The organism is Campylobacter concisus, assembly GCF_001298465.1.
GTDB classification, from domain to species: domain Bacteria; phylum Campylobacterota; class Campylobacteria; order Campylobacterales; family Campylobacteraceae; genus Campylobacter_A; species Campylobacter_A concisus.
In genome coordinates this window covers 590651-616977 of sequence record NZ_CP012541.1, presented here as the reverse complement: position 1 = coordinate 616977, position 26327 = coordinate 590651, and the positions used below count along the sequence as shown (strand labels likewise).

Genomic DNA, 26327 nt, shown 5'->3' with positions numbered 1-26327 from the left:
TAAGTTATTTATCTAAATTTTCACTAACTTTTGGTGTAAAAGCCTTGTTTATCTTTCTTATCCAAATGATTAGCGAGATAAATAAGATAAAGTAAAGCACATAGCTAGCTACCGGCCAACTAGTATCTGTGCCACTTTCTTTTAGTGAGATGACATTTCTAAACTCTTGAAGCATAGAAATTCTATATCCATAATATTTTACAGTTACGTTTTTATCGCTATTTGCAAAGCCTTGAGCTTTGGCTTGTACATCAGCTGAGTTAAATTTAAAATAAAACGGAAATCCCCATGCAGTATCTTCATTTCTATAAGCCATGACCTTATTTGAATTATTAGAATCTTTAGTGTAGATAAAATAAACATCTCTGGTAGGGCCATCTGCCGGATTTTTAGCGTCGATGATACCATCTTTGTCCATACGTTTGACATCGCCACCTGTGATTTGCACATTTGCATAGTGTGGAAACGAATAATCAACTACAAGAGCCAAAAAAGAGTGTAAGAGTACAATAAAAATAACGCAAATTCTTTTAAAAAATGTAATCATTTCTTTCCTTTTAAATTTGCGTTATTTTATGAAAAGATAGCTTAATAAAGGGGCAAAATACCCCTTTAGTTTTAAGCTTTTTTATTAAGCATAAATTTTAGAAGTTGTGCAAGGAAGCTAATTCCACCGATTATTAAAATCGTATCGCCAATCATTCTTACCCATCTTAAATTTTGCAAGTGTGATTGTTGTAAAAGCTCAGCGCTTCTTGCATACCACATACCATGCTCTAGGCTTGCAAATGCTTGATAAATTCCTATTGGAAGTAGTGAAAGCACGATCATTAGCATAAGGCCTATATTTAAGCCCCAAAAACCTACTTTCATAAGTTTTTCATCAAATTCTTGACCTTTGAATAGATAAGTAGCTACTAGCCAAACAAATCCAAGTGCCAAAAATCCATAAACACCAAATAGCGCAGCATGTCCGTGAACTGGAGTCGTATTTAGGCCTTGGATATAAAATAGTGAGATCGGAGGATTTATTAAAAATCCAAATACACCAGCACCTAGCATATTCCAGAAAGCAACTGCGATAAAGCAGTAAAGTGGCCATTTTAATGTCTTAGCCCAAGTTTGAGCAAACTGAAGTCTGTAATGCTCATAAGCTTCAGCACCAAGCAATACAAGAGGAACTACCTCAAGTGCTGAGAAACTAGCGCCAACTGCCATTATAGGTGTTGTAGTGCCCGCAAAATATAAGTGGTGGAAAGTTCCTGGAATTCCGCCCACTAAAAAAAGTGATGCACTCGCAAGTGTTGAAAATGTAGCAAATCTCTTTGAAACAAGACCAAGACTAACAAATACAAAAGCAAGTGAAGCGGTAGCAAAGACCTCAAAAAAGCCTTCAACCCAAAGGTGTACAACCCACCAGCGCCAGTATTCCATTACTGGAAGTGGGCTTCTTTGGCCGTAAAATAATCCTGCTCCGTAAAATAATCCAACTGCAACAGCTGAAGCTGCAAAGATAGCAAGTAAATTTTTATCACCTTTGTTCTTAAATCCGCCGATAAATCCGCGAAGTAAAAGTAGCATCCAAATGACAAGACCAACAAATAAAATAATTTGCCAAACACGTCCAAGCTCGATATATTCGTATCCTTGGTGTCCAAACCAGAAGCTTAAATTTATAGGCATAATATTTGCGATCGCTAAATACTCACCAGCAAAACTGCCAACCACAAGGATTAGTAATGCGTAAAATAATAAATCTACGCCAAGCTTTTGGAATTTTGGATCTTTACCGCCATTTATAATAGGTGCTAGGAAAAGACCGCCTGCTAAAAATCCTGTCGCAATCCAGAAGATACTAGCCTGAATGTGCCATGTTCTAGCAAGTGAATAAGGGATATAAGCTGATAAATTTATACCGTAAAATTCTTGTCCTTCGACTGTATAGTGAGCCGTAAAGCCACCTATTAAAATTTGGAATGCAAAAAGAGCCAAAGTTACAAAAAGATATTTTTTAAGAGCTTTTTGAGATGGAGTTAGGCTTAATTTACTAAGTGGATCTTCGCTAATAGCTTCCAACTTTTCATCATCTTTTTTACCATAAAAAGAGCTAAACCAAACAAGAAATCCAATACCAGCAATAAGTATTACAACGCTTGCGATTGACCAAAAGATATTTTCGCTTGTTGGTACATTATCGATTAGTGGCTCATGTGGCCAGTTGTTTGTGTATGTAGCATCGCTATTAGGTCTGTTTGCTGCGGTTGCCCAGGCTGACCAGAAGAAAAAGTTATTAAGATCATCTCTATCAGAAGCATTTGGAAGAGTATTTTCTTTCATCGCATAAGCTTCTCTTAAAGATTTAAACTTAGGGTCATTTCCAAAAAGTGACGAATACTCTTGGCTTACTTGTTTCATAGCCTTTAATCTATCGCTGCTAAGTACGATTTTATCGTCTTTTACACCATTTTCTCGGTACTCTTTTTTAAGTAGAACTTTTAGATTTGCCTTTTGCTCGTCATTCAAGTCAGCATATTTTGAGTGATAAATTTCATCTGCTTTTAACTCTAAAAATATAACTAACTCTTTGTGAAGCCAGTCCGCACTCCAATCGGGTGCTTGATATGCACCGTGTCCCCAAACAGAGCCAACTTGCATACCTCCTATGCTTTGCCAGGCCTCTTGACCTTTGTAGATGCTCTCTTTGTCGATAACGACATTACCATTCTCATCTGTAAAATTTACAACTGGTGGCGAGCTTCTATAAACTTCAACGCCGTAGTAGCCTAAAATACTAAAGCAAATTACTAGTACTGCAACAAGTGCTAGCCAATACTTTTTGTATTCACGCATTGATTCTCCTTTTTTTAAAAATTTTGAGGTGAAGTTTAGCTCATTTTAAAAAAGCAAATAATGACATATGTCAATAAAAGGAGAGAATTTATCCCATTAGTTTTATAAGAATTTACAATATATGCAAATTCTTCATAATGTATATGCAAAATTTACATAGAATTAATATAAATATTATTAACATACATGTTTATACTTCAAAAATAAAGGAAAAAATATGCAAACAAATTTTATGCATAAAGTAACCAAATTTAGCCTTGTTGCTTCACTATTTATGGCTCTTAGCCTAAACGCAGCTGAGTCTGCAAGAAGCATAACCGATATGCAAGGCGTAAAAGTAAGCGTCCCAGAAAAAGTTGAGAAGATCGCTGCACTGTGGAATGCAAACAACGAGATCATCCTAGCACTTGGCGGTATGGATAAGGTTGTAGCCACAACCGATCTGATCAAAAACAACAAGTGGTTTGAGCACGTCTATCCAAAACTTAAAAATTTACCAGCCGCACTAAATGGCAAAGACCTTCAGATCGAAGAGCTTGTTAAACTTGCACCTGACGTTATCATAGTGTATAACAAAAATTTTCAAGATGAACTTATCAAAAATGGCTTTAGCGCGGTAAATTTGATCTTTAGAGACTATCCAGACATGGAGAAAAGCATCTATGCAACAGCTGAAGTCATAGGCACTGATGATGCTAGAAAAAAAGCTGAAAAACTTGCTAATAAAATCCACGATAACTCTGAGTTTGTAACAGCAAGAACAAAAAACATCCCTGACGCTAAACGTCCAAAAGTACTTCACTTGCTTGGTGGCGCAAATTTGCTAAAAGTTGATGGCACAAACACTATCCAAAACACTTGGATCAAGCTAGGTGGCGGCGTAAATGCTATCAATACTGAGGGTTTTATGATCGAAGTTAGCGCTGAAGAGATCATCAATGCAAACCCTGATATCATCATCGTTGGCGGCAATGACACAGACGCACAGATCAAAAAGATAAAAGAGCACCCCGCATTCTCTGGCTCAAACGCTGTTAAAAACGGCAAAATTTACGGCAACCCAAAAGGTGTATGGAGCTGGGATAGATATGGTGCTGAAAGCATTCTTCAAATTTTATGGGCAGCAAAAACTATCCAACCAGATCTATTTAAAGATGTCGATATGAAAGTAAAAACAAAAGAGTTTTATAAAGAGTTTTTAAATCACGATCTTAGTGACAAAGAGTATGGCTATATCTTAAAAGCTCTAAATCCAGACGGTAGCAGCAAGTAAGATTATGAAAAACGCAAATTTTTCATTAGTTGCTATATTTTTAGCCATACTGACGCTTATTTGCGCATTTGTCGCACTTGGCGTTGGTAGGTTTTATATACCTTTTAGCGATGTCTTTAGCGTGCTAGCTCACGGCTTTGGCTTTGGCGATGGGGCAGCTAGTAACATCACAAACGTGATAGAAAATTTGCGCATACCTCGCATCATTGCAGCCATTTTAGTCGGTGCCGCTCTTAGCGTGAGCGGTGCTGCCTATCAAGGCGTCTTTAAGAACCAGCTAGTAAGCCCTGATCTTCTAGGCGTCTCGGCTGGTGCTTGCGTGGGAGCTGCCACTGCGATCATCTTTGATCTATCGCTATTTTGGGTGCAGGCTTTTGCATTTGGCTTTGGCCTAGCAGCCGTTGCTATCACTCTAGCCATACCTAAGATGATGGGGCGCACGAGCACGCTTATGCTGGTTCTTTCTGGTATCATCGTAAGTGGCCTCATGGGTTCAATAATCGGCTTTTTAAAATATGTCGCAGACCCTGAGACAAAGCTACCTGACATTGTTTATTGGCAGCTTGGTAGCCTTGCTAAGCTTGATAGCGATAACTTAATATACATCGCCCCAGTGATGATCATCTGCGCCGTTTTGCTAATAGCCATGAGCTGGCGTATAAATTTGCTCTCTCTTGGCGACGAGAGTGCGGCAAGACTAGGCGTAAATGTGGCTTTTGAGCGCGCTGTCATCATCATCTGCGCTACGCTTCTTACAGCCTGCAGCGTCTGCATAAGCGGTATAGTCGCTTGGGTGGGACTTCTCATGCCTCACTTAGCGCGTATGCTAGTTGGTGCAAACAACATAAAAAGCATGCCAGCAAGCATATTTATGGGTGCGATGTTTTTACTATTTGTAGATACATTAGCTCGTAGCATAAGCGTGAGCGAAGTGCCTCTTGGCGTACTTACCGGCTTTATCGGCACAGTATTTTTCGTCTGGGTTTTATGGCGAAATAAAAAGGTTGCGTGATGCTTGAAGTTAGAAATTTAAACTTTAGCTACCCAAATGGGGCTGGCAAACTAGAAAATGTAAATTTAAAGATAGGTGCAGGTGAGATTTTAACCATTCTTGGTCGAAATGGAGCTGGCAAATCAACAACCCTAGGCTTGATAAGTGGCTCGCTAAAGCCAGTTTCTGGAGAAATTTTCCTTGATGGCAAAAACGTTGATAGCCTAAGCAACAAAGAGCGCGCTAAGATCATGGCGTATGTCGCTCAAAGCGAGGTTACCGAGTATGACTACACTGGACTCGAATTTATAACAATGGGACGCGCGGCGCACCTTGGCATCTTTGCAAGACCTAGCAAAGAGGATGAGGAGATCGCTAGAATTTACACCAAAAAGCTTGAGATCGAGCACCTTGAAGAGAAATTTATCACTCAAATGAGTGGCGGTCAAAAGCAGATGTGTATGATCGCTCGTGCGATGGCTGCGCAACCAAAAATGATCATATTTGACGAGCCAACGAGCGCGCTTGACTACGGCAACCAGTATAAATTTTTACGCACACTCAAGTGGCTAAAAGAGATTGGCTACTCAGTCGTGCTAACCACTCACAACCCTGACTTTGCCGTACTTCTTGGCGGATATGTAGCACTTGTAAAGGGTGATGGCGAGGTTGGATTTGGCACGGTTGATGAGATCATCAGAAGCGAAAATTTAAGCAAGCTTTACGGACTAAATTTAAACGTGAGCTACATCGACGAAGTAAAAAGAGAGTGCTGTTTAACATATCCTCTTTAAATTTATACTCTCAAAAGAGAAATTCTTTTGAGAGCGCTTTTTGTATTATTTTTCTTATTTAATACTGCCTTTGGAGTAAAAATGAAAAAAGTAGTTTTGATTTTATTTTTTGCATTGATGGCAAACGCGGCGGATAAATTTGATTGTTCTAAACGCTACTGCAAAGAGATGAAAAGTTGCGAAGAGGCATATCACTATCTAAGAAAATGCGGACGCAGTGGGTTTGATCGTGATCGTGACGGCATACCATGCGAGAATGTATGCAAAGAACATAGAGTAGAAAAATAATTTTATTAAAATTTACTCCGCTAAATTTTAAAGCCAACAAAATCAAATCAAAAATTTAAGTTAAATTAAAAGCAACTAGGCATTATTTTTAGCAAGTGCCGCCACTCTAGCCTTTGCAGCCTGTGTGATATCATCCTCGTAGTCGTAGAAGTTAAATGTCGCTCCATGCTGGACAAAGCCGTTTAGTATGTCACCACTTTGTCGGTTTTTAAGATCAAGCTCGGCCACCTTAAAGCCGTCATTTGTCGCACAAAATTCTTTTAGTCTTGTTGGCGCCTCTTTTAGCTTGGTAAATAAAAAGCAGTATCCATCGCCACCGTTTCGCCCTACTCTGCCGCGCAGCTGATGAAGCGTGGCAAGCCCTAGCCGCTCAGCACCCACGATCACTATCGTATTTAGCCTTGGCAGCGAGATCCCAACCTCAACAACAGTGGTTGAGAGCAAAATTTCGCCCTCTTCTCTAAATCTCCTTAAAATTTCCTCTTTTTCTTTGTCCTTGCCGTGCGTGACGAAGACATTTTTGAAATTCTTTAGCCAAAAGCCCTGCGCCTCGCTTAGACTTTGGTAGTTTGAACTCTCGCTGCTCTCAACTAGCGGATAGATGATGGCTACTTGAAAGCCGCCCGCAAGCTGCTTTTTGATGTGAGCGAGCAGGTAGCCAAACTCGCTAGCGCCTAAAATTTGGCTCGTTATATTTTTCTTAAACGGCATCTGCTTTAAAAAGCTAAAATTTACGATCTCAGACTGAATTAAACTTAGCGTCCTTGGTATAGGTGTAGCTGAAAACTGCACGAAATTTGCTCGCTCCTCCTCGTTTGAGGCAAGCTCCTCTATCTTTTTGCGCTGATTTGAGCCAAAGCGGTGCTGCTCATCGACCATGACAAGTGGCGAGTTTGGCAGCTCGTGAAAGAGCAGCGCATGCGTACCGATGATCAAATTTACCCCGCTAAAGTCTATCTTTTTCTCCCCGCTTCGCACCAGCATCACATTCATAAAAGCAGGCAAAAGCCTCTTTGCTTCATTATAAATTTGCTCACTTAAGATGCTTGTTGGCGCCATCAAAATGGTACTTTGTGGATAGACGCTGAGTGCTGCTGCTAGGATCACTAGCGTCTTGCCACTTCCCACGTCACCCATTATCACGCGTCTTTTTGCCTGCACAGCACCAAGGTCGTCTCTGATGTCGTTTATAGCATTTAGTTGGTCGTTTGTCGGCGTAAATGGCAAGCTTTTAAGCCAAGAGCTTATATCAAAAAGCTCTATTTTAGGACTTTTAAAGTAGATTTTTTTGGCACTTAGCTTTTTTATGTAGTTAAAAATTTCTACAAATTTTAAGATCTGCACGCCCTCATTATCGTTTTTTAGGCGGTATAAAATTTGTACACTTTGCTCGTCTAGTCTTTGCAGCTCAGCTAGAAATTTAGCCTCTCGCTCACTTAAGCCCTCAGCCAGTAAATTTTGTAAATTTATATATTTTAAAACAAGTTTTTTGACTTCCTCATCTTTTAGCTCGGTCTTAAATTTAGGCACGATCTGACCTATTTTTGTGGTAATTTTTGGATTTACTATCTGCCACGAGCCAAAGGCGTAGGAGCAAAGCCCATATATCGCCATCTCTTTGCCTGTCTTAAAAGCGCCATAGTGCCAGGACTTTGCATTAAAAATGACGATCTTTATGCTACTTTGCCACTGCTCACAAAAGGCAAGCGCCGTTAGCATGCCAGGGCGCGAGGCGAGTGAGGTGATCTTTACATTTATGCAGACCTGCCCTTCTCTTGGGCTCTTAGCGATCGTCGTATCCTCAAAGCCCTTTGGTAGCACGAGAGCAAGGTCAAGCAGGCTAAGCACGCCTATTTTTAGAAGTTTTGCTCTATCGCTTGCTTCAAATTTCATTTTTTAAAACGCAAAAACTTAGCTGATTGATCTCTGCGTGGGCTTTTATGAAGCTATTTAGCTCGCTTAGTGAAAGGGCTGAAATTTTATCCAAATCCTTTAAAAATGCCCCAAGCTCGCCATGCTCATAAAACTCGCCCTGCGCGATGTCAAGGCGCTTAAATAGCGTCTCAAGTCTAAGTGGCAACGAACCAAGCAAAAATTTCTTCGCCTGCTCAAGCTCGGCCTTGCTAACGCCTTTTTTACTAAATTTTAAAATTTCCTCTTTTATAACAGCGATGGCCTCATCTTTTTTCTCATTTTTTGTCTGCATGTAGCCATAAAGCTGGCTGTAAGAGAGATTTAGTAAATTTCTAGCGTAGGCGCTGTATGCAAGCCCTCTTTTCACGCGGATCTCCTCCATGAGCCTCGAGCCAAAGCCACCCTCGCCTAGGATAAATGTCGCCACTGCCACCTTATATTTCTCTTCAGGTTTTACATTAAACGGCGCACCAAAGTAGATATATGCCTGCTCGCTTTGCCTTATGATCTCGCTGGTTTCACATTTGTTGCTTGGGCTAAAGCGCTCTAGCTTTCGCACCTTGCCAGGTTTTAAAATTTCTAAAACGCTAGCAAGCTCTTTTGTCTGCCTCTCGTCGATGTCGCCACCAAGCACACAGAGCAAATTTGAAAGGTCTAAGTGCTCGTTTAAAAATTTCCTCACGTCTTCAAGCGTTATAGCTTTAATGCTCTTTTTAGTGCCGATACTTGGCTGAGCAAGCACGCTTTTTGGGTATAAAATCTCAAAAAGCCCTTGCCTTGCCACGTAGTCAAAGTCGTTTTCATTTGCCGCGATCTCGCCAAGAGTGACGGTCTTGCACCTATTTAGGATCTCATCTGTTAAATTTGGAGCGAGTAGTAGCTCTTTTAGCTTGCCGCACGCAAAGGCAAAATGTTCTTTTAGGCAGTTTAGATCGATGCAAAATGTCTCAAAGCCGCAGCTTGCATTTAGGCTAATCGCCCGCACCTCAAGCTCTTTGGCAAATTTAGCCGAGCCTAGCTTTATATCGCCCTCGTTTAGTAAATTTGCGCTTAGCCTAGCTAGGCCTGCTAGCTTACCATTTTGAGAGCTACCAGCTGCTTTAAAAACAAGTCTGAGGCTCACTACTGGCATCGCTTTTGAGCTTTCGAAAACGACCGGGATTTTTATATTTTTTACATTGATATCTAAAATTTTCATCTAAAATTTCTCCAAAATATCGTAGTTTGTGTTGCGCTTAGCTGGGATTTCTCCGACATCTTTTATAAGCTCGATCATCTGATCTTGATTCATCCTAAAGCTCGCTCCTGCGGCTTTTACGACGTTTTCTTCCATCATTGTGCTGCCAAGGTCGTTTGCGCCAAAAAGAAGCGCTAGCTGACCAACGTAGCTGCCCTGCGTGACCCAGCTGCTTTGGATATTTTTAAAGTTATCCAAAAAGAGCCTTGAGACCGCAAGAAGTCTTAGATAGACGTTTGAGCTTTGCTTTTTGATCTCTGGGAATTCCTGCATGAGCTTTGTATTTAGCCCTTGAAAGCTCCAAAGTATAAATGCCCTAAATCCAGCCGTTTCATCTTGTAAATTTCTGACGTGCTCCCAGTGCTCTACGATCTCGCGAGTGCTCTCAACCGTGCCAAACATCATCGTGGCAGTCGTTTTCATGCCAAGCTCGTGCGCCTCTTTGTGTATGCGAAGCCAGTCTGCGGTGTCGCATTTTTTTGGGGCGATGATGTCACGCACTCTATCGCTTAAAATCTCCGCTCCAGCCCCTGGCATCGAGTATAAGCCCTTTTCGTTTAGGCGTCTTAAGACCTCTTTTGTAGAAATTTTTGAAACTCTTGCGATGTAGTCGATCTCAACGGCAGAAAAGCCATGTATCGTGATGCTTGGATAGTGCTTGCTGATGTAGCTTACAAGCTCCTCGTACCACTCGATCTCTAGCTTTGGATGAACGCCACCTTGAAATAAAATTTGCGTACCACCAATGGCGATTAGCTCCTCGATCTTCTTGCCGATCTCCTCAAAACTTAGCACATAAGCGTCTTCTTCTTTTGCGTGGCGGTAAAATGCGCAAAATTTACAATCCACCCAGCAAACATTTGTATAGTTGATGTTGCGATCTACGATGAAGGTCGTAATGCCTTCTGGATGAAGCTCTTTTTTTCTAGCTAGCGCCATCTTGCCAAGCTCGTGAAGCGGTGCATTTTCTATAAGATCGATGGCTTCATTTACACTAAGTCTTTTCAAATTTAACCTTTTATTTTGCTTATTTTTGGGCGAGAGTTTAGCCAAAAATGCTTTTAAATATGATAAATCAAGCGTTATGAAAAATTAATTTTTAAAGGCTAAAATGTGAGAAATTCTTTAAAGGAGCAAGTTATGAAAAAGATAGTATTTGCCGTTATTTGCGGACTATTTTTGGTTGGTTGTGCTAAAAACGAGCCAAAGCCAGCAGGGCTTCAAGGTGCAAGTTGCGGATGTGCTCATCATCAAAAAATGATGCAAGAAAATATGCCAAGCTGCCCACATCATGGCATGCAAGGGGCGATGCATGAGCAAATGCCAGCAGGCTGCCCAGCTCGCGCAAAATAGTAAAAGTGCCAAAAAGGCACTTTTATTTTAATATCACCTTGTCACCTTTGGTGCCAAGAACCGTCACCTTCTCTCCGTTAGCTAAATTTCCGTCATATTTCCAAAGTGTACCTTTGAAATAGACCATATTTTCTCTGATCTCGCCAACGCCGGCTTCGTCTAAAAATTCCTCGTTAAAGCTCTCTTTTCTGGACATAAATTTACTCTTTAACGGCGCTTTTAAAAGCACAAGGAGCACGATCGCAATCGCTGCTGTAATTAAAATTTGATAGCTCCAAGCAAAACTAAAACCAAAATTTATAGCTCCAACTACGATAAAAGCTATGCCAAAAAATAGCAAATAAAATGAAAAAAAGATAAACTCGGTGATGCATAAAACCACACCGATTGCTATCATTATAAAAGGGCTGATCACGCCTTATCCTTAGCTAGGAAATTTTTCAAAACACTAAGGGAGCCAATAAGCTCAGTTGCCTCATAAGGGACCAAAATTTTATCTTTTGAGCTATTTTTAGCCAGCTCGCTAAATGCCCCGACTCTATCGCGAGCGAGCAAAAATTCTGCTGCATTTGCGTTTTTGCTCATACTATCATTTATCATATCCATGGCCTCTTTTTGAGCCGTTGCGATAGCGATTTGTTCGTATTTTTTCGCATCAGCCATACGCTCTATCGCCTCTGCTTGAAGCACTTTTTCTTGTTTTAGTGCTTCGGCATTGCGTATTAGTGCCTCTTTTTCAGCCAATGCTTTTAGCTCGATCGCACGTTTTTCACGCTCGGCTTTCATCTGCATATTCATCGCCTCTTCGATGCCAAGTGGGACAGAAATTTCAGAAATTTCTACACGCATGATCTTTACGCCCCAGTTGCCAGCAGCGTCGCCAAGAGCCACTTGAAGTGCGGCATTTAGGCGGTCACGTGAGCTTAGTGTATCGTCAAGATTCATCGCGCCTATCTCGCCACGAAGCGTAGTCATGGCTAAATTTGCAATGGCACGCTTGTAGTTATCGACATTATAAACTGCCATTTTTGCATCAAAAACCTTTAAAAAGACGATACCATCGACGCTTATGTTTACGTTATCTTTTGTGATGACTTGCTGTTTTGTGATGTCTACAAGCTGCTCTTTTACGGTGATTATCGCTCTTATTTGATCGACAAATGGTATGATTATGTGAAATCCGCCGTCAAGCACTTTATGGAATTTACCAAGTCGCTCGATGAGTAGATTATCAGCTTGTGAGACGATCTTGATACCAGCCTTTAAAAACAAGAACGCAAAGATAACCAGAACTACGACTAAAACGCCAAATGCTTCGATTTGCATTTTTACTCCTTTAATTTATAATTTGTTATTTTCTTAAGTATTATAATACATTTTAAATTTTATTTTCAAAAAGGATTAGCATGAAAAATTTTATATTTGCACTAAGTGCGGCTCTACTTTTGGCAGGTTGTGCCTCATCTAGCCAAAACGCAAACGTCCCACAAGGCAAATGTGAAGTAAAAAGTAGCTGCGAAGCTGCAATTAACAGCATCGAGGGCACTTATAAAGCATTTTTACCTTGCGCTAGTTGCATGGGTGTTGATTCACGCTTAACATTAAAAAAAGATGGCACATTTGAAAGCGTGATGGACTATAAGTCAAAAGACAACTACAAAGCCGTTAGCAAAGGCAAATACTCAATCGAAAATGGTGTGATAACAACGATTGATGAGTATAAAGAAAAGAGCTTTTATAAAATAGAAGGCGAGAACCTAAAAATGCTAGATATGGATCAAAAAGAGGTCACTGGCGAGCTAAAAGATAAATACATCTTTAAACGCGTAAAATAAATTTTAAAGGCAAAATGATATAATTTTACAATTTTTAAGGAGTTGCAAATGAAATATCTTTTTGCCATACTTATCTCATTTTTCATCCTTGGCTGCGCAAAAAATGAAAATTTAGAGCCAAAACAAAACACACAAAATACAGTAAAAGAAGACAAGCCGCTAGTTCAAGTAAATACACCCAAAAAGCCAGAAAAGCTAATACTTCCAAACTCAATTTATAGCAGTTTTCACACTATTTTGCCTTGCCCAAATTGCGAAGGCATAAAAACTATCATTACGCTAAATAAAGATAAAACCTACACAAAAACAATGCTTACTATGGATAAAGAAGTAAGCTTGGTTGAAAAAAATGGCACATTTGATGTTGATGATAGTGCTATCATTTTAAAAGATGAAAATGGCAATCTTAGCTATTTCGCACCAAATAAAAACTCACTTCTTCAGCTTGATGATAAGAAAAATAAGCGAGTTGGCGTGCTAGCTCAAATTTATAATTTTGAACCGGTAAATAAAGCTTACAAAGATAGTTTTTTTGCTAAATTTTATAAATTTAAAAACAAAGATAACTTTTTAGATATCGTAATCGTGCCAAGTAAAAATGGCGCGAAAATAAATTTTTATTCATCATTAAAAAATGGCTCACCACTTTGCGAGTTTAGCTCTGAGCTACTTTACGATAAAGGAATTTTTTACCTTTTAGATGAAAAAGGCATCGCCCTAAGCATACACAGAATAAATAATGCAATTTTTCTAGTAGCAAATGACAAAATTTGTAAAAATGCTCACATAAGCGGACGATATAAAAAAGATAAAGATCAAAAAAATCTCTTTGGTAAAGGCTTTTTTGCAGAGCTGACAAACGAATCAGCAAATAGAGATGTGATAAAAATTTACGGCTCAAAAAACATAAAACGAGATAACACAAAAAAAGAAAACAGCTACATCGTAACAAACAAAAATGAAAGAATTTTTGAATACACCTTGCTAAATGGCATTATCACAAGCATTGAAATTTACTCAAACGAGTTTAAAACTCCAGAAAATATCAGTCTTAAATCAAATTTCAAAGATATAAAAAATTCTCTTGTTATCTCTAAATTTAGTAGTGACAAAAACAATATCTACCTAAAAATAGATAGCCACGATATGCTAATCACACTAAAAAATCCACTTGCCAAAGATATAACAAGCCTAAACGATATACCAGATGAAACAAAGATAGAACAAATAACGCTAATGTGGAATCAATAAGTTGAAAGAATATCTTAAACTTTTAAAAGAAGAGAAAAATTTTCGCCTCTTAAGCATCATTCAGCTTATATGTTATTTTGGCGTATGGTTTTCGCACACAGGTATTTTTACCCTTCTTATCAAGCTTGACGCTCCTGTTTGGGCGATTACGCTAAGTGCAGCGATGGCATTTATCCCAGGTGTTGTCATAGCTCCTTTTAGTGGAATTTTAGTTGATAAATTTAGCCCAAAACCGATGCTTGTCATCATGATGGCAGTTGAGACGATAAGCGTTTTCATGCTTCTTTTTATAGACTCACTTGATTTTTTATGGCTACTTTTACTTATCATTTTTGTTAGAAATGGCACCGGTGGAATGTATTTTCAAGTAGAGATGAGCGTACTGCCAAAAATTTTAAGCAAAGAAAATCTCAAACTCGCAAATGAGATCCACTCTATCATCTGGGCAGTCTCATACACTGCTGGCATGGGGCTAGCGGGAGTTTATATACACTTTTTTGGTATTAAAAGCGCCTTTTTGCTTGATGGCATACTATACATTCTTAGCTTTGGATTTTTATATTTTTTAAATTTACAAAGCCTAAAGCCAGAATTTATAGAAAAGCCTCTAAAAATGCTAAAAAATGGCCTTGTGTATTTAAAAGAAAATAGACTCATCGTGCATCTTATATTTTTACATGCCTTTGTTGGCATTACTGCTTATGACGCATTGATCGCACTTTTGGCTGATTACAAATATGCAAATTTACTCTCGACATCGCTAGTTATAGGACTATTAAATACTTCAAGATCCATTTCACTTATGTTTGCTCCAGCTATACTTAGTAAATTTATAAATAAAAATACGCTTATTTTCGTATATATCGGTCAAGGCCTTGGTATCATTATTTGGGCTTTATCGCTTTGGAATTTTTATCTATCGCTTATTGGCATTATCTTCGCTGGATTTTGCACATCAAGTCTTTGGAGCTACACCTATACAATGCTTCAGCAAAACTGCAAAAAAGAATTCTATGGCCGAGTGATTGCATATAACGATATGATTTTTCTTGGCTTTAGCGCTCTCATTTCATTTATCATTGGTCTGCTTTATGATATTGGATTTAGCGTTGAGATGATTGCAAGTTTTATGGGAAGCCTCTTTTTTGTAGGGGCTTTTTACTATCACATCGTATTAAAAAGCTACAAAATAAGATAATTGATTTTAAATTAAGTCGCCTAAGTTAAAAGGCGACTTGGCAAATTTTTATTTTTTTAGATAGTAGGTAGTTCCATTTGAAAAGCGCTTTTCATAAGCTGGAGTGTAAGGCACAAGATCAGCGTGCCCAGCGTAAAGCCTACCATCTGGCTTAAGCAATTTATGAAGCCTCTCAACGCATTTTAATCTAAAATCATCATCAAAATAGATCATCATATTTCTTGAAAGCACGATATCAAATTTTCCTAGATTAAAAATAGCATCATCAAAAACATTTAAAATTTTAAACTCACACCTTGGTAAATTTTCTTTTTTTATCTTAAATTTATCATCGACTTTTGTAAAAAATCTCTCTTTTTGAAAATCGCTTAACCTATGCAAGCTCCTCTCACTAAAAATACCATTTTGACAGCTTGCTATGGCTTCTGAGTTTATGTCTATACCTACGATTGAAATTTCATGCTGTTTAAATCCCATCTCATAAGCAAGCATCGCAAGCGAATATGACTCATCTCCAGTAGAGCAAGGGGCGCACAAAATTCTAGCTCCTCCAAGCTCCTTTGCGTAATAGATCACATCTTTAAGCTGAGGCAACTCCCTATAAAAATAAGTCTCATTTACAGTTACTAGATTTAAAATGTCTTGTCGCAAGCTTGAGTTATATCTTATCATCGAAACAAGATCTTTAAAGCTTTTTATCTGGCGATCTCTAATAAAAATGGTAATTCGCTGCAATGTGATATCTCTTTTTGGCTCCAGATCAACTCCGCAAAGAGTTTTGATAACATTCATAAATTCATTAAAACTATCCATATCTTGTGAAGTATTTGTTTGCATTGTTTTTGTATCTTTTGCGTCATTAGTTAATAGCATTTAAAAAATCCTCCAGCTCTTTTTTTATCATAGTTAGATTTAATGATTTTAAGCTTTGATTTAGCTCTTTTGCACGTTTTGGCATGCCATAAACTATCGCGCTCTCTTCATTTTCAGCTATACATTTTGCTCCAGCCTTATAAAGCTTATCAAGCCCAGATGCACCATCATCTCCGATGCCAGTTAGCAAGATAGCTAGGACATTTGCGCTTTTGCAAATTCCAACTCCAGATTTAAACAACACATCAACATTTGGCGTATATATAGTCTTTTCCTCTGTATTTGGCTTTGCGCTGATTGGTAAATTTGGTGACACCACTATATTTTGCTCGCAGACATATACGGTATTTTCTTTTAAAATTTTCCTCTCATTTAAAATTTCAACATCCAAGCCACACTCTTTTCCAATTTGCATAGCAAAAGAGTTTATAAACATTTTATTCATGTGCTGGGCTATCACGATGATAGCCCCATTTAGTTTTACGTTTTTTAATAACTTTTTTAAATGCCCAGGCCCGCCAGTAGACGCCCCTATTAATATTAATTTTTGTGCCACAAATAGCCTTTAAAATTTTAATTTAATATTTAGCTTACGCCACTTTTTTGTATATCGTCAATATCCTTGCCACTCTTTATATGCCTTGCTAACTTTTAAGCAAATTTATAGATCATTTCTTTGTGATCTTATATAAAAAGCTAAAAATTTCAGCAACAGCTTTATATAAATTTGGTGGAATTTCTTGATCAACTTCAACCTTGCTTAAAATTTCAATAAGATCAGGATCCTCTTTGATCGGTATATCATGCTCTTTTGCAAGATCAATTATTCTATTTGCTATCTCTCCAGCGCCACTAGCCAGCACTCTTGGAGCATTATCTTTAGATCTGTTGTAGCCAAGAGCTACTGCTTTTTTCTTATTTACTTGCATTAAATTTTCTTATCAAAGCCCACATCAAGGCCGCCAAATTTTTTAAATCTATCATTTAGCTTTACTTTTGACAAAGTTTTGATATTAAAGTTTGAAACTATAAGTCCAAGCTTTGATATTGCTTGTTTTAATTCGCTAGAGTTTGAGAGGATTAGCTCCTTAAAATCATTTGTTTGCGTAGCCACCGAAAGATCGATGTATCTTTTATCAATAAGTCCAACCATCACATTTATCTGTCCAAATTTCTTAAAATTTAGATCGATCTGAGCGTAAAATTTATCCTTTTTGCCTTGCTTAAATGCGATATTTCCACCCTCAACGCCGTCCCAAATATAAGGCATATAAGTTTGGATCCCGCCTTGAAGGCTTGATATCATTTGATGCATCTCGATCTGCGAAATCATCTTATTTGCAGCATTTACGCTTTGCGGGTTTTGACTCTTTTCACTAATATTTAAAAGCGTACTTTTTATATCTTGGCTTAGCACCTTTGAAATTTCGCTGCTATTTTTAGTCGTAATGTTATTTATATCGTTTGTGGCGAGATTTAACTGCTTTAAAAGCGCCTTGCTCTCACTTAGCTCATTTTTAGCCAAACTTGCCTTAGCATCAGCAAGACTTAGGCTATGAGCAAGACGTCTCGCCGCACTTTGAAGCTTATCTTGTAAGCTGCCATCCTTTGAAACATCACTCATCTCATTAAACGCTTTTACAAGCCCCACTTCATCGCCTATGTTATTTAGCGTTTTTAGATCATTTTTTATGCTATCAAGGATAGTTTTTAGCTCTTTGTGATTTTGGCTAAAACCAAAATTTTGATTTAGCTTTTCATTTGCTAGGCTTGCGACTTTCTCGCTTAGATTTGAGATAAAATTTTGCATTTTGCCTATTTGATTTTTTACTAGCTCGCCATTTTGATCTTTTGAAAAATTTTTATCTAAAAATTTAACCACATTATCAAGCTTATCAACATCTTTTAAAAGGGTTTTTATGTTTGAGTTATCAAGGATGTTTTTTGCGTCACTACCTGCTTTTTCAAGTATAGAAGCAAGTTTTGAAAAAGAGTTTTGATTGTCTAATTTTTCATCATTTAGGGTTAAAATTTGATTTAGCAAATTCCCGCTTGAGAGATTTTTTATATCGCTTAGCAGCTTCTGAACCGAGCTTGGAAGCTTTTCTGGGCTAAGTGCGTCTTTTAAATTTGCTTCAAGCATTACGCCTGAGTTTTTGATCTGATCATTTAGTGAGCCGGCTTTTAAATCAGCTATTGGTTTTAGAAATTCTTTTAGCTTTAGTGCAAGGTTCTTTATCTCAGGGCTTTCATTTTGCGTTGCTTCTGCTTCTAAACTTTTTGCAAGGTCTGATAGCTCGCCCACTAAATTTGGAGCGATTTTTGTATCTTTTGCTTGAGATAAAATTTGTTCAGCCTTGCTAAGACTTGAAGCGCTTTTTAGATCATCAAGCACTCTTGCAACGAGTTTTCCAACATTATCAAGTGTCTCTGAAATGCTCTGTTCACTAGGCGTTTGTACGCTTGGCTGATTTTTAAAAAGCGAGCCTTCATTTTTACGAACTGGCACATTTTGAATAGCATTTTGCCCGGTCTGAACCGAAGTGTTTGATATATTCAAAGAATTTCCTACGTCCATTTTTTACTTTTTATTTTTTCTATCGGCAAAATTTCCATTTTGCTCAATAGTAGCGATGCCAGCCGTCCTTGCAACGAGCCTATCGTTGTACTCTTTTCTCATGTGCTGTGGTATTGTCTTTTGCGTTAGTGCAAATAAAATAAGCCCAGCAAAAAGTACCAAATAAACATAGATAAAGCCAAATGCTCCAAAAATTTTCATCGCATAGCTCATAAGAAGCGGCGAGAAAAGCGAAGCCAAAGAGTAGCTAAATAGCAAAGCACGTGCGACTTGCACGCTCTTTGTTTTGTCTGTGATCTCGTCATTTGCCCTAGCGAGCGAAAGTCCATATGTGCAAAAAATTCCAGCCCCAAAAAAGAATGAAAGCAGATATTCAACCGTTAAATTTTTGCCATTTAGTAAAAACAAAACCGCACTTATTAAAGCCACGCTACTACAAAGCAAAATAGCTGGCCTTCTGCCATATCTATCAGAGAAACTACCGATAAAAACTTGAGCTAAAAAGCCTCCGATCATCGCAACCGTCATAAAAAATGACGCCTCTTTTGTACCGTATCCTTGAAGCAAAACAAAAAGGCTTGCCATCGAAAAAAAGCCATTTATTGCTAAGCCTGCAATGAGCGCGCCAACAAGAGCAAGCGGGACGATACCAAAAATTTTTGGGATGTTTATTGGCTGACGCTCTGGGATTTGGGGCTGATTTATACGGATCAAATTTAATGGAATGCTTGAAAGCATGATAAAAGCTGCGCTTATGATGAAAATTTCAAAGGTATTCAGATTAAGTGCTAAGATCAAAATGCCAAGTCCAAAACTCGTGTAAAAAACGCCTTCATAAAAGGCTATCACGCGAGATCTTATTTTATTTGGAATTTTTGCATTTAGCCAGCTTTCTATAACCATCAAAAGCGCGTAGTAGCAATATCCCAAAAATGCACGCAATATCGCCCAAAATACTAAATTTTGATTTACCGCATGAAGCATAGCTGAGACTGCAAAAATGGCTGAAAAGATGGCAAAGGCTCTAATGTGGCCAGTAGTTGAGATGACTCTGTGAGCTGTAATGGTACTAATTAACGCACCTACAAAAAAGCCCGTGTTAATTAATCCAATCTCTAGCTCGCCCACTCCATTTTGCTTAAGAAGTGCGCTGCAAGATGCGATGACTAGGCCATTTCCGATAAAAAGCAAACTCATGCCCAAAAATAGCGGCCCCATCGAACGGATGATCCTAAAGCTACTTGCCATCAGTGTCCTTTGCAGTATTAAATTTATTCTCCATAAGCCCAAAAACAAAAGCACCAATAGGCATCGGAGCAAGCCCCACTAAAAAGCCAGGCACGTTTAGTAAATTTTCATTTTTTAAAAAAATAAATCCAAAAAAAAGTATCGCATAAGCCACCAAACGGTAAGGCATAAAGGCTGCTGCGAAACTTTTATCTTTAAATGAAAATTTCTGCTTTTTTAGCCTTGCTTTTTCGTCTTTTAAGCTAAATTCTTTTACCTCATTTTGGGGCAAAATTTCATCATCCTCTTCATCCTCTTCTTCTATCTTGACTAAAATTTCATCTCTAGCACTCTCTAGCCGAGAATTTATGCGGTTTTTATATGCAAAAAAACTAGCCGTTAAGATGATAAGCGAAGCAAAAAATGAAATTTGTGAGCTTATAAAAAATGAATTTGATATAAATTTGCCAACCGCGCTAAGAGCTAGCCAAAGCGCAAAATAGCAAATCAAAAGCCTACTAATCATCCTCATCATCGTCTTTTGTGTAGCCTTTGTATCTGCTTTCATCTTTTAGCTCATCTAGGCTTTTTATCTGTGCTTTGTAAGCTTTATAGACATTTAAAATAGCAGCTGCAATACCGATAGCAAAGCCTATCCAAAGTGCTGGCGTAAAATTTGTAGCCTTTTTTACAAGATATCCTAGTCCAGTGCCGATTACCACAGCCACAACCATCGAGATACCAAGACTTAGCTGCTCAGCACCAACTACGATATCTTTTACTTTTAACTTTGCCATTAGGCTTTTATCTCTAAAAATGCATCTTTAGCTGCATTTATAGCTAGATCAATGTCGGCTTCACTCATCGCATCGCAAATAAATCCAGTCTCAAACTGACTAGGTGCTAGATAAATTCCGCGCTTAAGCATCGCCTGGTGAAATTTAGCAAAGAGTTTTGTGTCGCTTTTTAGCGCATCCTCGTAGTTTTTCACAGCGTGATCTGTAAAAAAGTAGCCAAACATCGAGCCACGAACATCAGTTTGGATGGTGATGCCAGCGCTTTTTGCAGCTTCTTTAAAGCCGTTCATTAGTTTTGTAGCAAGCTTTTCGAGTCTAGCGTATAAATCTGGATCACTATTTATCTTAGAAATAGCCGCTATACCAGCGCTCATAGCCACTGGGTTGCCACTTAGCGTGCCTGCTTGATATACAGCACCCTCTGGGCTTAAGCAGTCCATAATTTCAGCCTTACCGCCAAATGCAGCAACGTTCATGCCTCCGCCTATAACCTTACCAAATGTTATAATATCAGCGCCCACTTCGTGAAATGGATATGAGCCAAGGCGTGAGGCTCTAAAGCCACTCATAACCTCATCAAGGATAAGCACAGCGCCAAATTTATCGCAAAGCGCTCTAAGCTCACGTAAGAATTTCTTATCAGCTGGCACAAGCCCCATATTTCCTGCAATTGGCTCGATTATGACGACGCCGATTTTGTCTTTATTGTTTTCAAAGATGGCTTTTACGCTCTCGATATCGTTATAAACTGCTAGATAAGTGTTTTTCACAACATCTTGTGGCACGCCGCTGCTTGAAGCGTTGCCGTATGTCGTAGCGCCACTTCCTGCTTTTATAAGAAGTGCATCGCTGTGTCCGTGATAGCAGCCTTCAAATTTTATTAGTCCATCTTTTTTAGCATATCCTCTAGCCACTCTGATAGCGCTCATAGTGGCCTCTGTGCCAGAGCTTACGAAGCGAATTTTATCTATTTGTTTAAACTCATCACATATTAGCTTTGCAAGAGCTGTCTCTTTTGGAGATGGCGCGCCGTAAGATACGCCTTGTTTTACAGCAGAGATGATAGCTTCTTCTATATCTTTGTCGCAGTGGCCAAAGATTAGCGGTCCCCAGCTTTGGATAAAGTCAAGATATTTTTTACCCTCGACGTCGTATAGATAAGCTCCCTTTGCGTGATCGATCATTACAGGCTCACCACCAACGCTGCCAAATGCACGAACAGGCGAATTTACGCCACCTGGGATATATTTTTTGGCTTCATTAAATGCCTCTTTATTTGTCATTTTTTATCCTTTTGATTTTGTGTTTTTAAATTTGTTTTTTGATTATCTTTTGGGTTTGTAGCTGGTTTTGCTGGTGTTTTTGCCACTTGTGTAACAGCTTTTGCTGGCTCAGCTGGTTTTGCTGGGGCAGTTTTAGCTGGCTCTGTAGCCTTTGCAACAGGAGCAACTTTGGCTGGCTGTTCTGGCTGTTTTTGTGTAACAGCAGGTACTGCAGGCTTGGTTAAATTTTGCGCTTTTGCTGCTTTTGAAGGAGTATTTATCTTATTTGTAATGTATTCATAAAGAATCGTAGTCTCCTCGTCTGTCAAAAAGTAGCTTGGCATGACACCTTTTGGCTTTGTTAGAGCGGCTTTAAAGCTTTCAAATTCTATATCGTTTATCTTTGGTGCTCTAAGCTCATCGTCAACCGTTTTGTTTGCCTTTTTATCAAAGTGTTTGTATTTGGAGATTAGACTGCCCTCGCCCTTTGTGCCGTGACATTTATCGCATCCTATGCCACGTGGATTTAGGTAGAGCATCTTGGCGTATTCGGTCTTTGTGATAAAATCAGCTCCAAAAATCGCCACACAAAAAAGCAAAATCAAAAAAACAGACCGCATAAACCTCTCTTTAAAAATTTTAATTTAATTTTAGGTATGATACCACCCTTGTGATTAAAAAAGCTTTTAAATAAGGATCCAATATGAAAACTTTAGACGGCAAAGCCGTATCTTTAAAGGTTAAAGAAAGCGTAAAAGTAAGAGCTGAAGAACTAAAAAAATTTGGCGTAGAACCAACCCTAGCTGTTATCTTAGTAGGCGAAGACAAAGCATCTCAAACATACGTTAGAGCCAAAGAAAAAGCTTGCAACGAATACGGCATAAAAAGCGTAGCTCACCGTCTAAGCGAAAATACAACCCAAGCAGAGCTTCTAGCGCTTATAAATGTGCTAAATTTAGACGATAGCATCCATGGAATTTTAGTACAGTTGCCACTTCCAAAACATATAGATACAAACACCGTTTTAGCAACGATCGATCCAGCAAAAGACGTAGATGGCTTTCACGCTGTAAATGTCGGCAAACTTGTTAGCGGCCTTGATGGCTTTGTGCCTTGCACACCGCTTGGCGTGATGGAAATTTTAAAAGAGTATGACATAGAAGTAGCTGGGCTAAACGCGGTTGTTATAGGTAGAAGTAATATCGTTGGCAAACCTATGGCAAATTTGCTTTTAAACGCGTCAGCAACCGTTACCGTGACTCACAGCAAGACTAAAAATTTAAAAGAAATTTGCAAAAATGCCGACCTCATCGTCGCAGCCATTGGTAAGCCATTTTTCTTAAAGGCTGACATGGTAAAAGATGGCGCAGTAGTCGTTGATGTGGGCATAAATAGACTTGATGATGGCAGGCTTGTAGGCGATGTGGACTTTGACGAGGTCGCACCAAAATGCTCATACATCACGCCTGTTCCTGGGGGCGTTGGTCCGATGACCATAGCCATGCTTTTAAACAACACCATCCTTGCAGCTCAAGCTAAGATAACTAGCCAAAAAAGAGCCTAATAATGAAAAAATTTTTTACTAAATTTTATGACTTTTGCTCGAGCTGGACAGGCACGGTCATCATCGTACTTTTTGTTATATTTTTCATAGCTCAAGCCTTTGTTATCCCGTCTGGTTCGATGAAAAATACGCTTTTGGTTGGTGATTTTTTATTTGCAAAAAAATTTGTTTATGGCATACCAACACCAAGAATTCCATGGCTTGAGGTAAAAATTTTACCCGAGCTAAATGACAATGGACATCTTATAACAGGTGATGGTCCGGCAAGAGGCGATATAGTCGTCTTTCGTTATCCAAAAGATGAAAAGACCCACTTTGTAAAACGCTGCTTTGCTACGAGCGAAGATGAGATAGTATTTACCGAAAAAGCCTTGTATTTGCGTCCAAAAGAGGGAGATGATTTTATAAAGGCAAACTGCCGTGAAAATTTAAATGGTAAAGAGAGTAAATTTGGCTACTCATGTAACGATATAGCCGAGCTTGATGGTAAGCTTTTCATAAAAGAGCCATATAGATTTAGCGGCATCCACTACGATGAAAATGTAAATTTATTTGAGCAGATGATTTTCATGCTAAATACAAACAAAGATAGTGTTTTTATGAAGCCAGCGCTCATTAGCTCACTACCGCAAAATCCAAATTTTAACTTTAACGCATTTTACGTAAAAGTGCCAAAGGATGAGTACTTCATGATAGGTGACAACCGCGATCACTCAAATGATAGCCGTTTTTGGGGAAGCGTGACTTACAAGGACATAGTCGGAGAGCCTTGGTTTATATATTTTAGCTGGGACAATAACTACAATGTGCGCTGGGAGCGTATCGGACGCTTTGTAGATACGATAGAAAATGACGAATTTTTCACTAACAAAGCTCTAAAAGAAGGCGAAGTAGATGGGCTTCATTGATAACATAGATATAGTTAAAGTCGCCACTATCGTCATCTCTTTAATAATCGCTATCGTCGGTCACGAGATCGCTCACGGATATGTCGCTTATAAATTTGGCGACAACACTGCAAAAAACCTTGGCAGGCTTAGCGTAAATCCTATAAAACACATCGACCCAGTTGGCACTATCGTCGTACCGCTGGTACTTTACCTAAGCACTGGTATGATGTTTGGCTGGGCAAAACCAGTGCCTGTAAATACCTACACAGTCGTGCGAAATGGCGGCTACAAGGCAGCTATCTACGTAAGTCTAGCTGGCATCTGCTACAACGTCATCTTAGGCATCTTGTCGCTTTTTGTGCTAAAGGCTTTATTAAATATAGAAACCTTTGAAATTTTACTTCAGTTTTTATTTACGCTTGCGCTTTTAAATTTGATGCTAGCCATCTTCAACCTCTATCCGATCCCGCCACTTGATGGCTTTCACGCGCTCGAGTATGCGCTTAGAAATTTTGGCTTTCACGCACTGGCTGAAAAGCTTGAGGGCATCTCGCGATACGGCTTTGTCATCCTTATCATCATCCTCGTCTCGCCTTTAAAAGATACTATCTTTTATCCGACAAGATACGTTTTAGATATCGCAAGCTCCTTTATAAATGGCTAAATTTAGAGCAAATTTGCTCTAAATTTTTGGCTTTGTGATCTTATAAGAGTACTCTTTTTTAAATTCCTCTTTTGGTGCAAGGCTAAATTTAAGCTCCACCTTGCCATCTTTGCTGATATCTTTTTTATCAAAGCCCTTTATCTCGACCTTTACCGCCTCGTCGGCAGATACTGGCACACGCTCCACCAAAGTGACATCGACACTTTTACTTGAATTATTTTTGACACTTATCTCATAGCCCTCTTCGCTTATGCGCTCTTTGCCAAGAAGCGAGCTCTTTTTAAATTTATTTAAGCGCTCTTTTTTAAGCTCGATTAGCTCGTTTTGCCCCAAAAATAGCTGAGTGGGCTCATCTTTAGCTTTCATCTCAAACTCGCTTGGACTGCCAACACTCACACCATTAACGTAAAACTGCGTTTTAGCTGGCGTTAGATCATCATTTAGCTTAAAGCTAGCTACGTTATATGCCTTTAGTGAGCCGTAAAAATCAGCAAAAACGCTAAAATTTGCATCCATTTTTTGCGTGTCGTAAGTTATATATTTGCTCTCGCCTTTTGCTAAATTTATCCCATCTATCTTCCAAATTTTGGCAAACTCATTTTCATCTCTTTGCACACGCATATCAGCGACCTCAGCAGTGACTTTCGCAGCTCTTAGCATATTTTTTGAAACGTCGTAACCATCAGCCTCCGCCTCGCTCTCCTCATACCAAGGGTAAAACTTGCTTGGAGCAAGCGCCTTTTGGTATCTGGTCGGATAGATAGCGAGCTTTAAATTTTTAACATCGCTGGCAAATGGGTTGGTGAGCAAAATTTCTTGTTTTATTAAGATATTTTTGTTTTTTGTATCTGCATAAATTTCATTTAGCGTCTTTGGCGCCTCATCATCCATATATGAAAGCATCGCCTCTTTTGGGTCGCAAGTAAATTTCATATCAAGCTGCAAAAATCCAGCCATCTCGCTCTTTGGCTCATTTTCTTTAAGCGCTTCAAGCTCACTTTTAGCAGCTGAAATTTTCTCGATATTTTCTAGGCTAAATTTATAAAACTCATCAGCTCTTTTTGTCACGTCGTTACTTTTATCTTCTCCTACCAAAGCTTGTTCTATAAACCTGCCTCTTGCATTTAGCGCCTCAAGTTTGTTGTTTAAGCTTATAACTTCTTGCTTCCATTTTATGTAACTTGGGCTATTTTCTTCGCTGATCTTTTTTAGATTAGCATTCGCATCACAATCCCCATTTATAGTGATGCTCTCACTCTCCACACCCTCTGGCACAAAGGCGCTAAAAGAGCTATTTGCGTCACTAAATTTTTGAGTGATGATGGTTTGATCTGTGTAGATCTCTATCAAATTTTCATTTGCAAGGGCTAGCGTAGAAGCCACTAAAAAGAGCGCTTTTTTCACATTTTCTCCTTTAAATTTTTGGTAAATTATAGCTTCATTTTGGCTGAGAGTAAAATTTTATTTTAATGCAACTTTGACTATAAT

27 protein-coding genes and 1 pseudogene are annotated in these 26327 nt (G+C 38.8%); 11 read left to right on the top strand and 17 right to left on the bottom strand.

Annotated elements, in window-relative coordinates; genetic code table 11:
• Positions 1 to 4: 4 nt before the first annotated feature.
• A complete protein-coding gene (locus tag CCON33237_RS03155; protein WP_054196356.1) occupies positions 5 to 547 on the bottom strand; it encodes a DUF1523 family protein in 543 nt (180 codons plus the stop codon).
• A 71-nt stretch (positions 548 to 618) separates the two neighbouring features.
• Positions 619 to 2850: a nitric-oxide reductase large subunit gene (locus CCON33237_RS03150; protein WP_021090748.1), complete on the bottom strand. Its 2232-nt coding sequence runs from the start codon at positions 2848 to 2850 to the stop codon at positions 619 to 621.
• A gap of 217 nt (positions 2851 to 3067) precedes the next feature.
• On the opposite strand from CCON33237_RS03150, the gene CCON33237_RS03145 reads away from it, so the two are divergent.
• The 4 genes from CCON33237_RS03145 to CCON33237_RS03130 all read left to right on the top strand — a co-directional run bounded on the left by CCON33237_RS03145 (position 3068) and on the right by CCON33237_RS03130 (position 6196).
• A complete protein-coding gene (locus CCON33237_RS03145) occupies positions 3068 to 4123 on the top strand; it encodes an ABC transporter substrate-binding protein (protein ID WP_081004428.1) in 1056 nt (351 codons plus the stop codon).
• 4 nt (positions 4124 to 4127) lie between these two features.
• Positions 4128 to 5135, top strand: coding sequence for a FecCD family ABC transporter permease (locus tag CCON33237_RS03140; protein WP_054196355.1), 1008 nt, complete (start codon positions 4128 to 4130; stop codon positions 5133 to 5135).
• Entirely contained in the window at positions 5135 to 5908 is a 774-nt protein-coding gene (locus tag CCON33237_RS03135; RefSeq protein WP_054196354.1) for an ABC transporter ATP-binding protein, read from the top strand. Before CCON33237_RS03140 ends, CCON33237_RS03135 begins: the two co-directional genes overlap by 1 nt.
• An 81-nt stretch (positions 5909 to 5989) precedes the next feature.
• Entirely contained in the window at positions 5990 to 6196 is a 207-nt protein-coding gene (locus tag CCON33237_RS03130) for an excalibur calcium-binding domain-containing protein (RefSeq protein ID WP_054197384.1), read from the top strand.
• A gap of 75 nt (positions 6197 to 6271) precedes the next feature.
• On the opposite strand, the gene recG is transcribed toward CCON33237_RS03130, so the two are convergent.
• The 3 genes from recG to CCON33237_RS03115 are packed head-to-tail and all read right to left on the bottom strand — an operon-like array spanning position 6272 to position 10355.
• Positions 6272 to 8089, bottom strand: coding sequence for an ATP-dependent DNA helicase RecG (gene recG, locus CCON33237_RS03125; protein WP_054196353.1), 1818 nt, complete (start codon positions 8087 to 8089; stop codon positions 6272 to 6274).
• Entirely contained in the window at positions 8079 to 9308 is a 1230-nt protein-coding gene (locus CCON33237_RS03120) for a M16 family metallopeptidase (RefSeq protein WP_054196352.1), read from the bottom strand. Before CCON33237_RS03120 ends, recG begins: the two co-directional genes overlap by 11 nt.
• Positions 9309 to 10355: a dehypoxanthine futalosine cyclase gene (locus CCON33237_RS03115; protein ID WP_054196351.1), complete on the bottom strand. Its 1047-nt coding sequence runs from the start codon at positions 10353 to 10355 to the stop codon at positions 9309 to 9311. It lies immediately after the preceding gene.
• A gap of 132 nt (positions 10356 to 10487) precedes the next feature.
• On the opposite strand from CCON33237_RS03115, the gene CCON33237_RS03110 reads away from it, so the two are divergent.
• A complete protein-coding gene (locus CCON33237_RS03110; RefSeq protein ID WP_054196350.1) occupies positions 10488 to 10700 on the top strand; it encodes a hypothetical protein in 213 nt (70 codons plus the stop codon).
• A 22-nt stretch (positions 10701 to 10722) separates the two neighbouring features.
• Here the strand turns inward: CCON33237_RS03110 and CCON33237_RS03105 are convergent, their stop codons facing one another.
• Together CCON33237_RS03105 and CCON33237_RS03100 are read right to left on the bottom strand one after the other, a co-directional pair.
• Positions 10723 to 11115, bottom strand: a complete 393-nt coding sequence (locus tag CCON33237_RS03105) for an NfeD family protein (protein WP_021090625.1) — start codon at positions 11113 to 11115, stop codon at positions 10723 to 10725.
• Positions 11112 to 12026, bottom strand: coding sequence for an SPFH domain-containing protein (locus CCON33237_RS03100; protein ID WP_054196349.1), 915 nt, complete (start codon positions 12024 to 12026; stop codon positions 11112 to 11114). Before CCON33237_RS03100 ends, CCON33237_RS03105 begins: the two co-directional genes overlap by 4 nt.
• An 80-nt stretch (positions 12027 to 12106) precedes the next feature.
• Between CCON33237_RS03100 and CCON33237_RS03095 the strand changes: the two genes are divergently transcribed.
• From CCON33237_RS03095 to CCON33237_RS03085, 3 genes are read left to right on the top strand one after another with little or no spacing between them, the layout of a single operon-like run.
• Complete coding sequence (locus CCON33237_RS03095; protein ID WP_054196348.1) at positions 12107 to 12535, top strand: copper resistance protein NlpE; 429 nt, start codon at positions 12107 to 12109, stop codon at positions 12533 to 12535.
• Between the two features lie 48 nt (positions 12536 to 12583).
• The gene (locus CCON33237_RS03090) at positions 12584 to 13786 is read left to right on the top strand and encodes a copper resistance protein NlpE (RefSeq protein ID WP_054196347.1); all 1203 of its coding nucleotides are present in this window, start codon (positions 12584 to 12586) and stop codon (positions 13784 to 13786) included.
• A gap of 1 nt (position 13787) precedes the next feature.
• The gene (locus CCON33237_RS03085) at positions 13788 to 14984 is read left to right on the top strand and encodes an MFS transporter (protein WP_054196346.1); all 1197 of its coding nucleotides are present in this window, start codon (positions 13788 to 13790) and stop codon (positions 14982 to 14984) included.
• Between the two features lie 48 nt (positions 14985 to 15032).
• Here CCON33237_RS03085 and CCON33237_RS03080 read toward each other — a convergent pair whose 3' ends face one another.
• The 9 genes and pseudogenes from CCON33237_RS03080 to CCON33237_RS09620 all read right to left on the bottom strand — a co-directional run.
• Complete coding sequence (locus CCON33237_RS03080) at positions 15033 to 15857, bottom strand: CheR family methyltransferase (protein ID WP_081004427.1); 825 nt, start codon at positions 15855 to 15857, stop codon at positions 15033 to 15035.
• Positions 15844 to 16413, bottom strand: a complete 570-nt coding sequence (locus tag CCON33237_RS03075) for a CheB methylesterase domain-containing protein (protein ID WP_054196345.1) — start codon at positions 16411 to 16413, stop codon at positions 15844 to 15846. Before CCON33237_RS03075 ends, CCON33237_RS03080 begins: the two co-directional genes overlap by 14 nt.
• A 112-nt stretch (positions 16414 to 16525) precedes the next feature.
• Positions 16526 to 16786: a FlhB-like flagellar biosynthesis protein gene (locus tag CCON33237_RS03070; RefSeq protein ID WP_021090972.1), complete on the bottom strand. Its 261-nt coding sequence runs from the start codon at positions 16784 to 16786 to the stop codon at positions 16526 to 16528.
• Positions 16786 to 18417, bottom strand: a complete 1632-nt coding sequence (fliK, locus tag CCON33237_RS03065; protein ID WP_169748870.1) for a flagellar hook-length control protein FliK — start codon at positions 18415 to 18417, stop codon at positions 16786 to 16788. The genes CCON33237_RS03070 and fliK overlap by 1 nt, the downstream gene beginning before the upstream one ends.
• 21 nt (positions 18418 to 18438) lie before the next feature.
• Positions 18439 to 19683 (bottom strand): MFS transporter, encoded by a 1245-nt coding sequence (locus CCON33237_RS03060; RefSeq protein ID WP_054196343.1) that lies wholly within the window; start codon positions 19681 to 19683, stop codon positions 18439 to 18441.
• Positions 19673 to 20230 carry a hypothetical protein gene (locus CCON33237_RS03055; protein ID WP_234402254.1) on the bottom strand — a complete coding sequence of 186 codons (558 nt, stop codon included), beginning with the start codon at positions 20228 to 20230 and terminating at the stop codon, positions 19673 to 19675. The genes CCON33237_RS03060 and CCON33237_RS03055 overlap by 11 nt, the downstream gene beginning before the upstream one ends.
• Positions 20181 to 20459 (bottom strand): AtpZ/AtpI family protein, encoded by a 279-nt coding sequence (locus CCON33237_RS03050; protein ID WP_054196341.1) that lies wholly within the window; start codon positions 20457 to 20459, stop codon positions 20181 to 20183. Before CCON33237_RS03050 ends, CCON33237_RS03055 begins: the two co-directional genes overlap by 50 nt.
• Entirely contained in the window at positions 20459 to 21742 is a 1284-nt protein-coding gene (gene hemL / locus CCON33237_RS03045) for a glutamate-1-semialdehyde 2,1-aminomutase (protein WP_054196340.1), read from the bottom strand. Before hemL ends, CCON33237_RS03050 begins: the two co-directional genes overlap by 1 nt.
• A 263-nt stretch (positions 21743 to 22005) precedes the next feature.
• Positions 22006 to 22341: pseudogene (locus CCON33237_RS09620) on the bottom strand (c-type cytochrome); the annotation flags it as partial.
• Between the two features lie 83 nt (positions 22342 to 22424).
• Here CCON33237_RS09620 and folD point away from each other — a divergent pair.
• From folD to CCON33237_RS03025, 3 genes are read left to right on the top strand one after another with little or no spacing between them, the layout of a single operon-like run.
• Positions 22425 to 23285, top strand: coding sequence for a bifunctional methylenetetrahydrofolate dehydrogenase/methenyltetrahydrofolate cyclohydrolase FolD (gene folD / locus CCON33237_RS03035; protein ID WP_054196338.1), 861 nt, complete (start codon positions 22425 to 22427; stop codon positions 23283 to 23285).
• A gap of 2 nt (positions 23286 to 23287) precedes the next feature.
• Positions 23288 to 24193 (top strand): signal peptidase I, encoded by a 906-nt coding sequence (gene lepB, locus CCON33237_RS03030; RefSeq protein WP_054196337.1) that lies wholly within the window; start codon positions 23288 to 23290, stop codon positions 24191 to 24193.
• Complete coding sequence (locus CCON33237_RS03025) at positions 24180 to 24839, top strand: site-2 protease family protein (protein ID WP_054196336.1); 660 nt, start codon at positions 24180 to 24182, stop codon at positions 24837 to 24839. Before lepB ends, CCON33237_RS03025 begins: the two co-directional genes overlap by 14 nt.
• A gap of 18 nt (positions 24840 to 24857) precedes the next feature.
• Here CCON33237_RS03025 and CCON33237_RS03020 read toward each other — a convergent pair whose 3' ends face one another.
• Positions 24858 to 26243 (bottom strand): DUF4139 domain-containing protein, encoded by a 1386-nt coding sequence (locus CCON33237_RS03020; RefSeq protein WP_054196335.1) that lies wholly within the window; start codon positions 26241 to 26243, stop codon positions 24858 to 24860.
• Positions 26244 to 26327: the final 84 nt, after the last annotated feature.

Excerpts from the sequence above, each read along its gene's own strand:
- CCON33237_RS03120 (WP_054196352.1), bottom strand. The coding sequence starts at position 9,308 with ATGAAAATTTTAGATATCAATGTAAAAAATATAAAAATCCCGGTCGTT.
- CCON33237_RS03150 (WP_021090748.1), bottom strand. The coding sequence starts at position 2,850 with ATGCGTGAATACAAAAAGTATTGGCTAGCACTTGTTGCAGTACTAGTA.
- CCON33237_RS03060 (WP_054196343.1), bottom strand. The coding sequence starts at position 19,683 with ATGGCAAGTAGCTTTAGGATCATCCGTTCGATGGGGCCGCTATTTTTG.
- CCON33237_RS03130 (WP_054197384.1), top strand. The coding sequence starts at position 5,990 with ATGAAAAAAGTAGTTTTGATTTTATTTTTTGCATTGATGGCAAACGCG.
- folD (WP_054196338.1), top strand. The coding sequence starts at position 22,425 with ATGAAAACTTTAGACGGCAAAGCCGTATCTTTAAAGGTTAAAGAAAGC.
- CCON33237_RS03055 (WP_234402254.1), bottom strand. The coding sequence starts at position 20,230 with ATGAAAGCAGATACAAAGGCTACACAAAAGACGATGATGAGGATGATT.
- CCON33237_RS03090 (WP_054196347.1), top strand. The coding sequence starts at position 12,584 with ATGAAATATCTTTTTGCCATACTTATCTCATTTTTCATCCTTGGCTGC.
- CCON33237_RS03070 (WP_021090972.1), bottom strand. The coding sequence starts at position 16,786 with ATGCAAGTAAATAAGAAAAAAGCAGTAGCTCTTGGCTACAACAGATCT.
- CCON33237_RS03110 (WP_054196350.1), top strand. The coding sequence starts at position 10,488 with ATGAAAAAGATAGTATTTGCCGTTATTTGCGGACTATTTTTGGTTGGT.
- CCON33237_RS03050 (WP_054196341.1), bottom strand. The coding sequence starts at position 20,459 with ATGGCAAAGTTAAAAGTAAAAGATATCGTAGTTGGTGCTGAGCAGCTA.
- CCON33237_RS03135 (WP_054196354.1), top strand. The coding sequence starts at position 5,135 with ATGCTTGAAGTTAGAAATTTAAACTTTAGCTACCCAAATGGGGCTGGC.
- CCON33237_RS03140 (WP_054196355.1), top strand. The coding sequence starts at position 4,128 with ATGAAAAACGCAAATTTTTCATTAGTTGCTATATTTTTAGCCATACTG.
- hemL (WP_054196340.1), bottom strand. The coding sequence starts at position 21,742 with ATGACAAATAAAGAGGCATTTAATGAAGCCAAAAAATATATCCCAGGT.
- CCON33237_RS03100 (WP_054196349.1), bottom strand. The coding sequence starts at position 12,026 with ATGCAAATCGAAGCATTTGGCGTTTTAGTCGTAGTTCTGGTTATCTTT.
- CCON33237_RS03155 (WP_054196356.1), bottom strand. The coding sequence starts at position 547 with ATGATTACATTTTTTAAAAGAATTTGCGTTATTTTTATTGTACTCTTA.
- CCON33237_RS03080 (WP_081004427.1), bottom strand. The coding sequence starts at position 15,857 with ATGCTATTAACTAATGACGCAAAAGATACAAAAACAATGCAAACAAAT.
- lepB (WP_054196337.1), top strand. The coding sequence starts at position 23,288 with ATGAAAAAATTTTTTACTAAATTTTATGACTTTTGCTCGAGCTGGACA.
- CCON33237_RS03025 (WP_054196336.1), top strand. The coding sequence starts at position 24,180 with ATGGGCTTCATTGATAACATAGATATAGTTAAAGTCGCCACTATCGTC.
- CCON33237_RS03095 (WP_054196348.1), top strand. The coding sequence starts at position 12,107 with ATGAAAAATTTTATATTTGCACTAAGTGCGGCTCTACTTTTGGCAGGT.
- recG (WP_054196353.1), bottom strand. The coding sequence starts at position 8,089 with ATGAAATTTGAAGCAAGCGATAGAGCAAAACTTCTAAAAATAGGCGTG.
- CCON33237_RS03145 (WP_081004428.1), top strand. The coding sequence starts at position 3,068 with ATGCAAACAAATTTTATGCATAAAGTAACCAAATTTAGCCTTGTTGCT.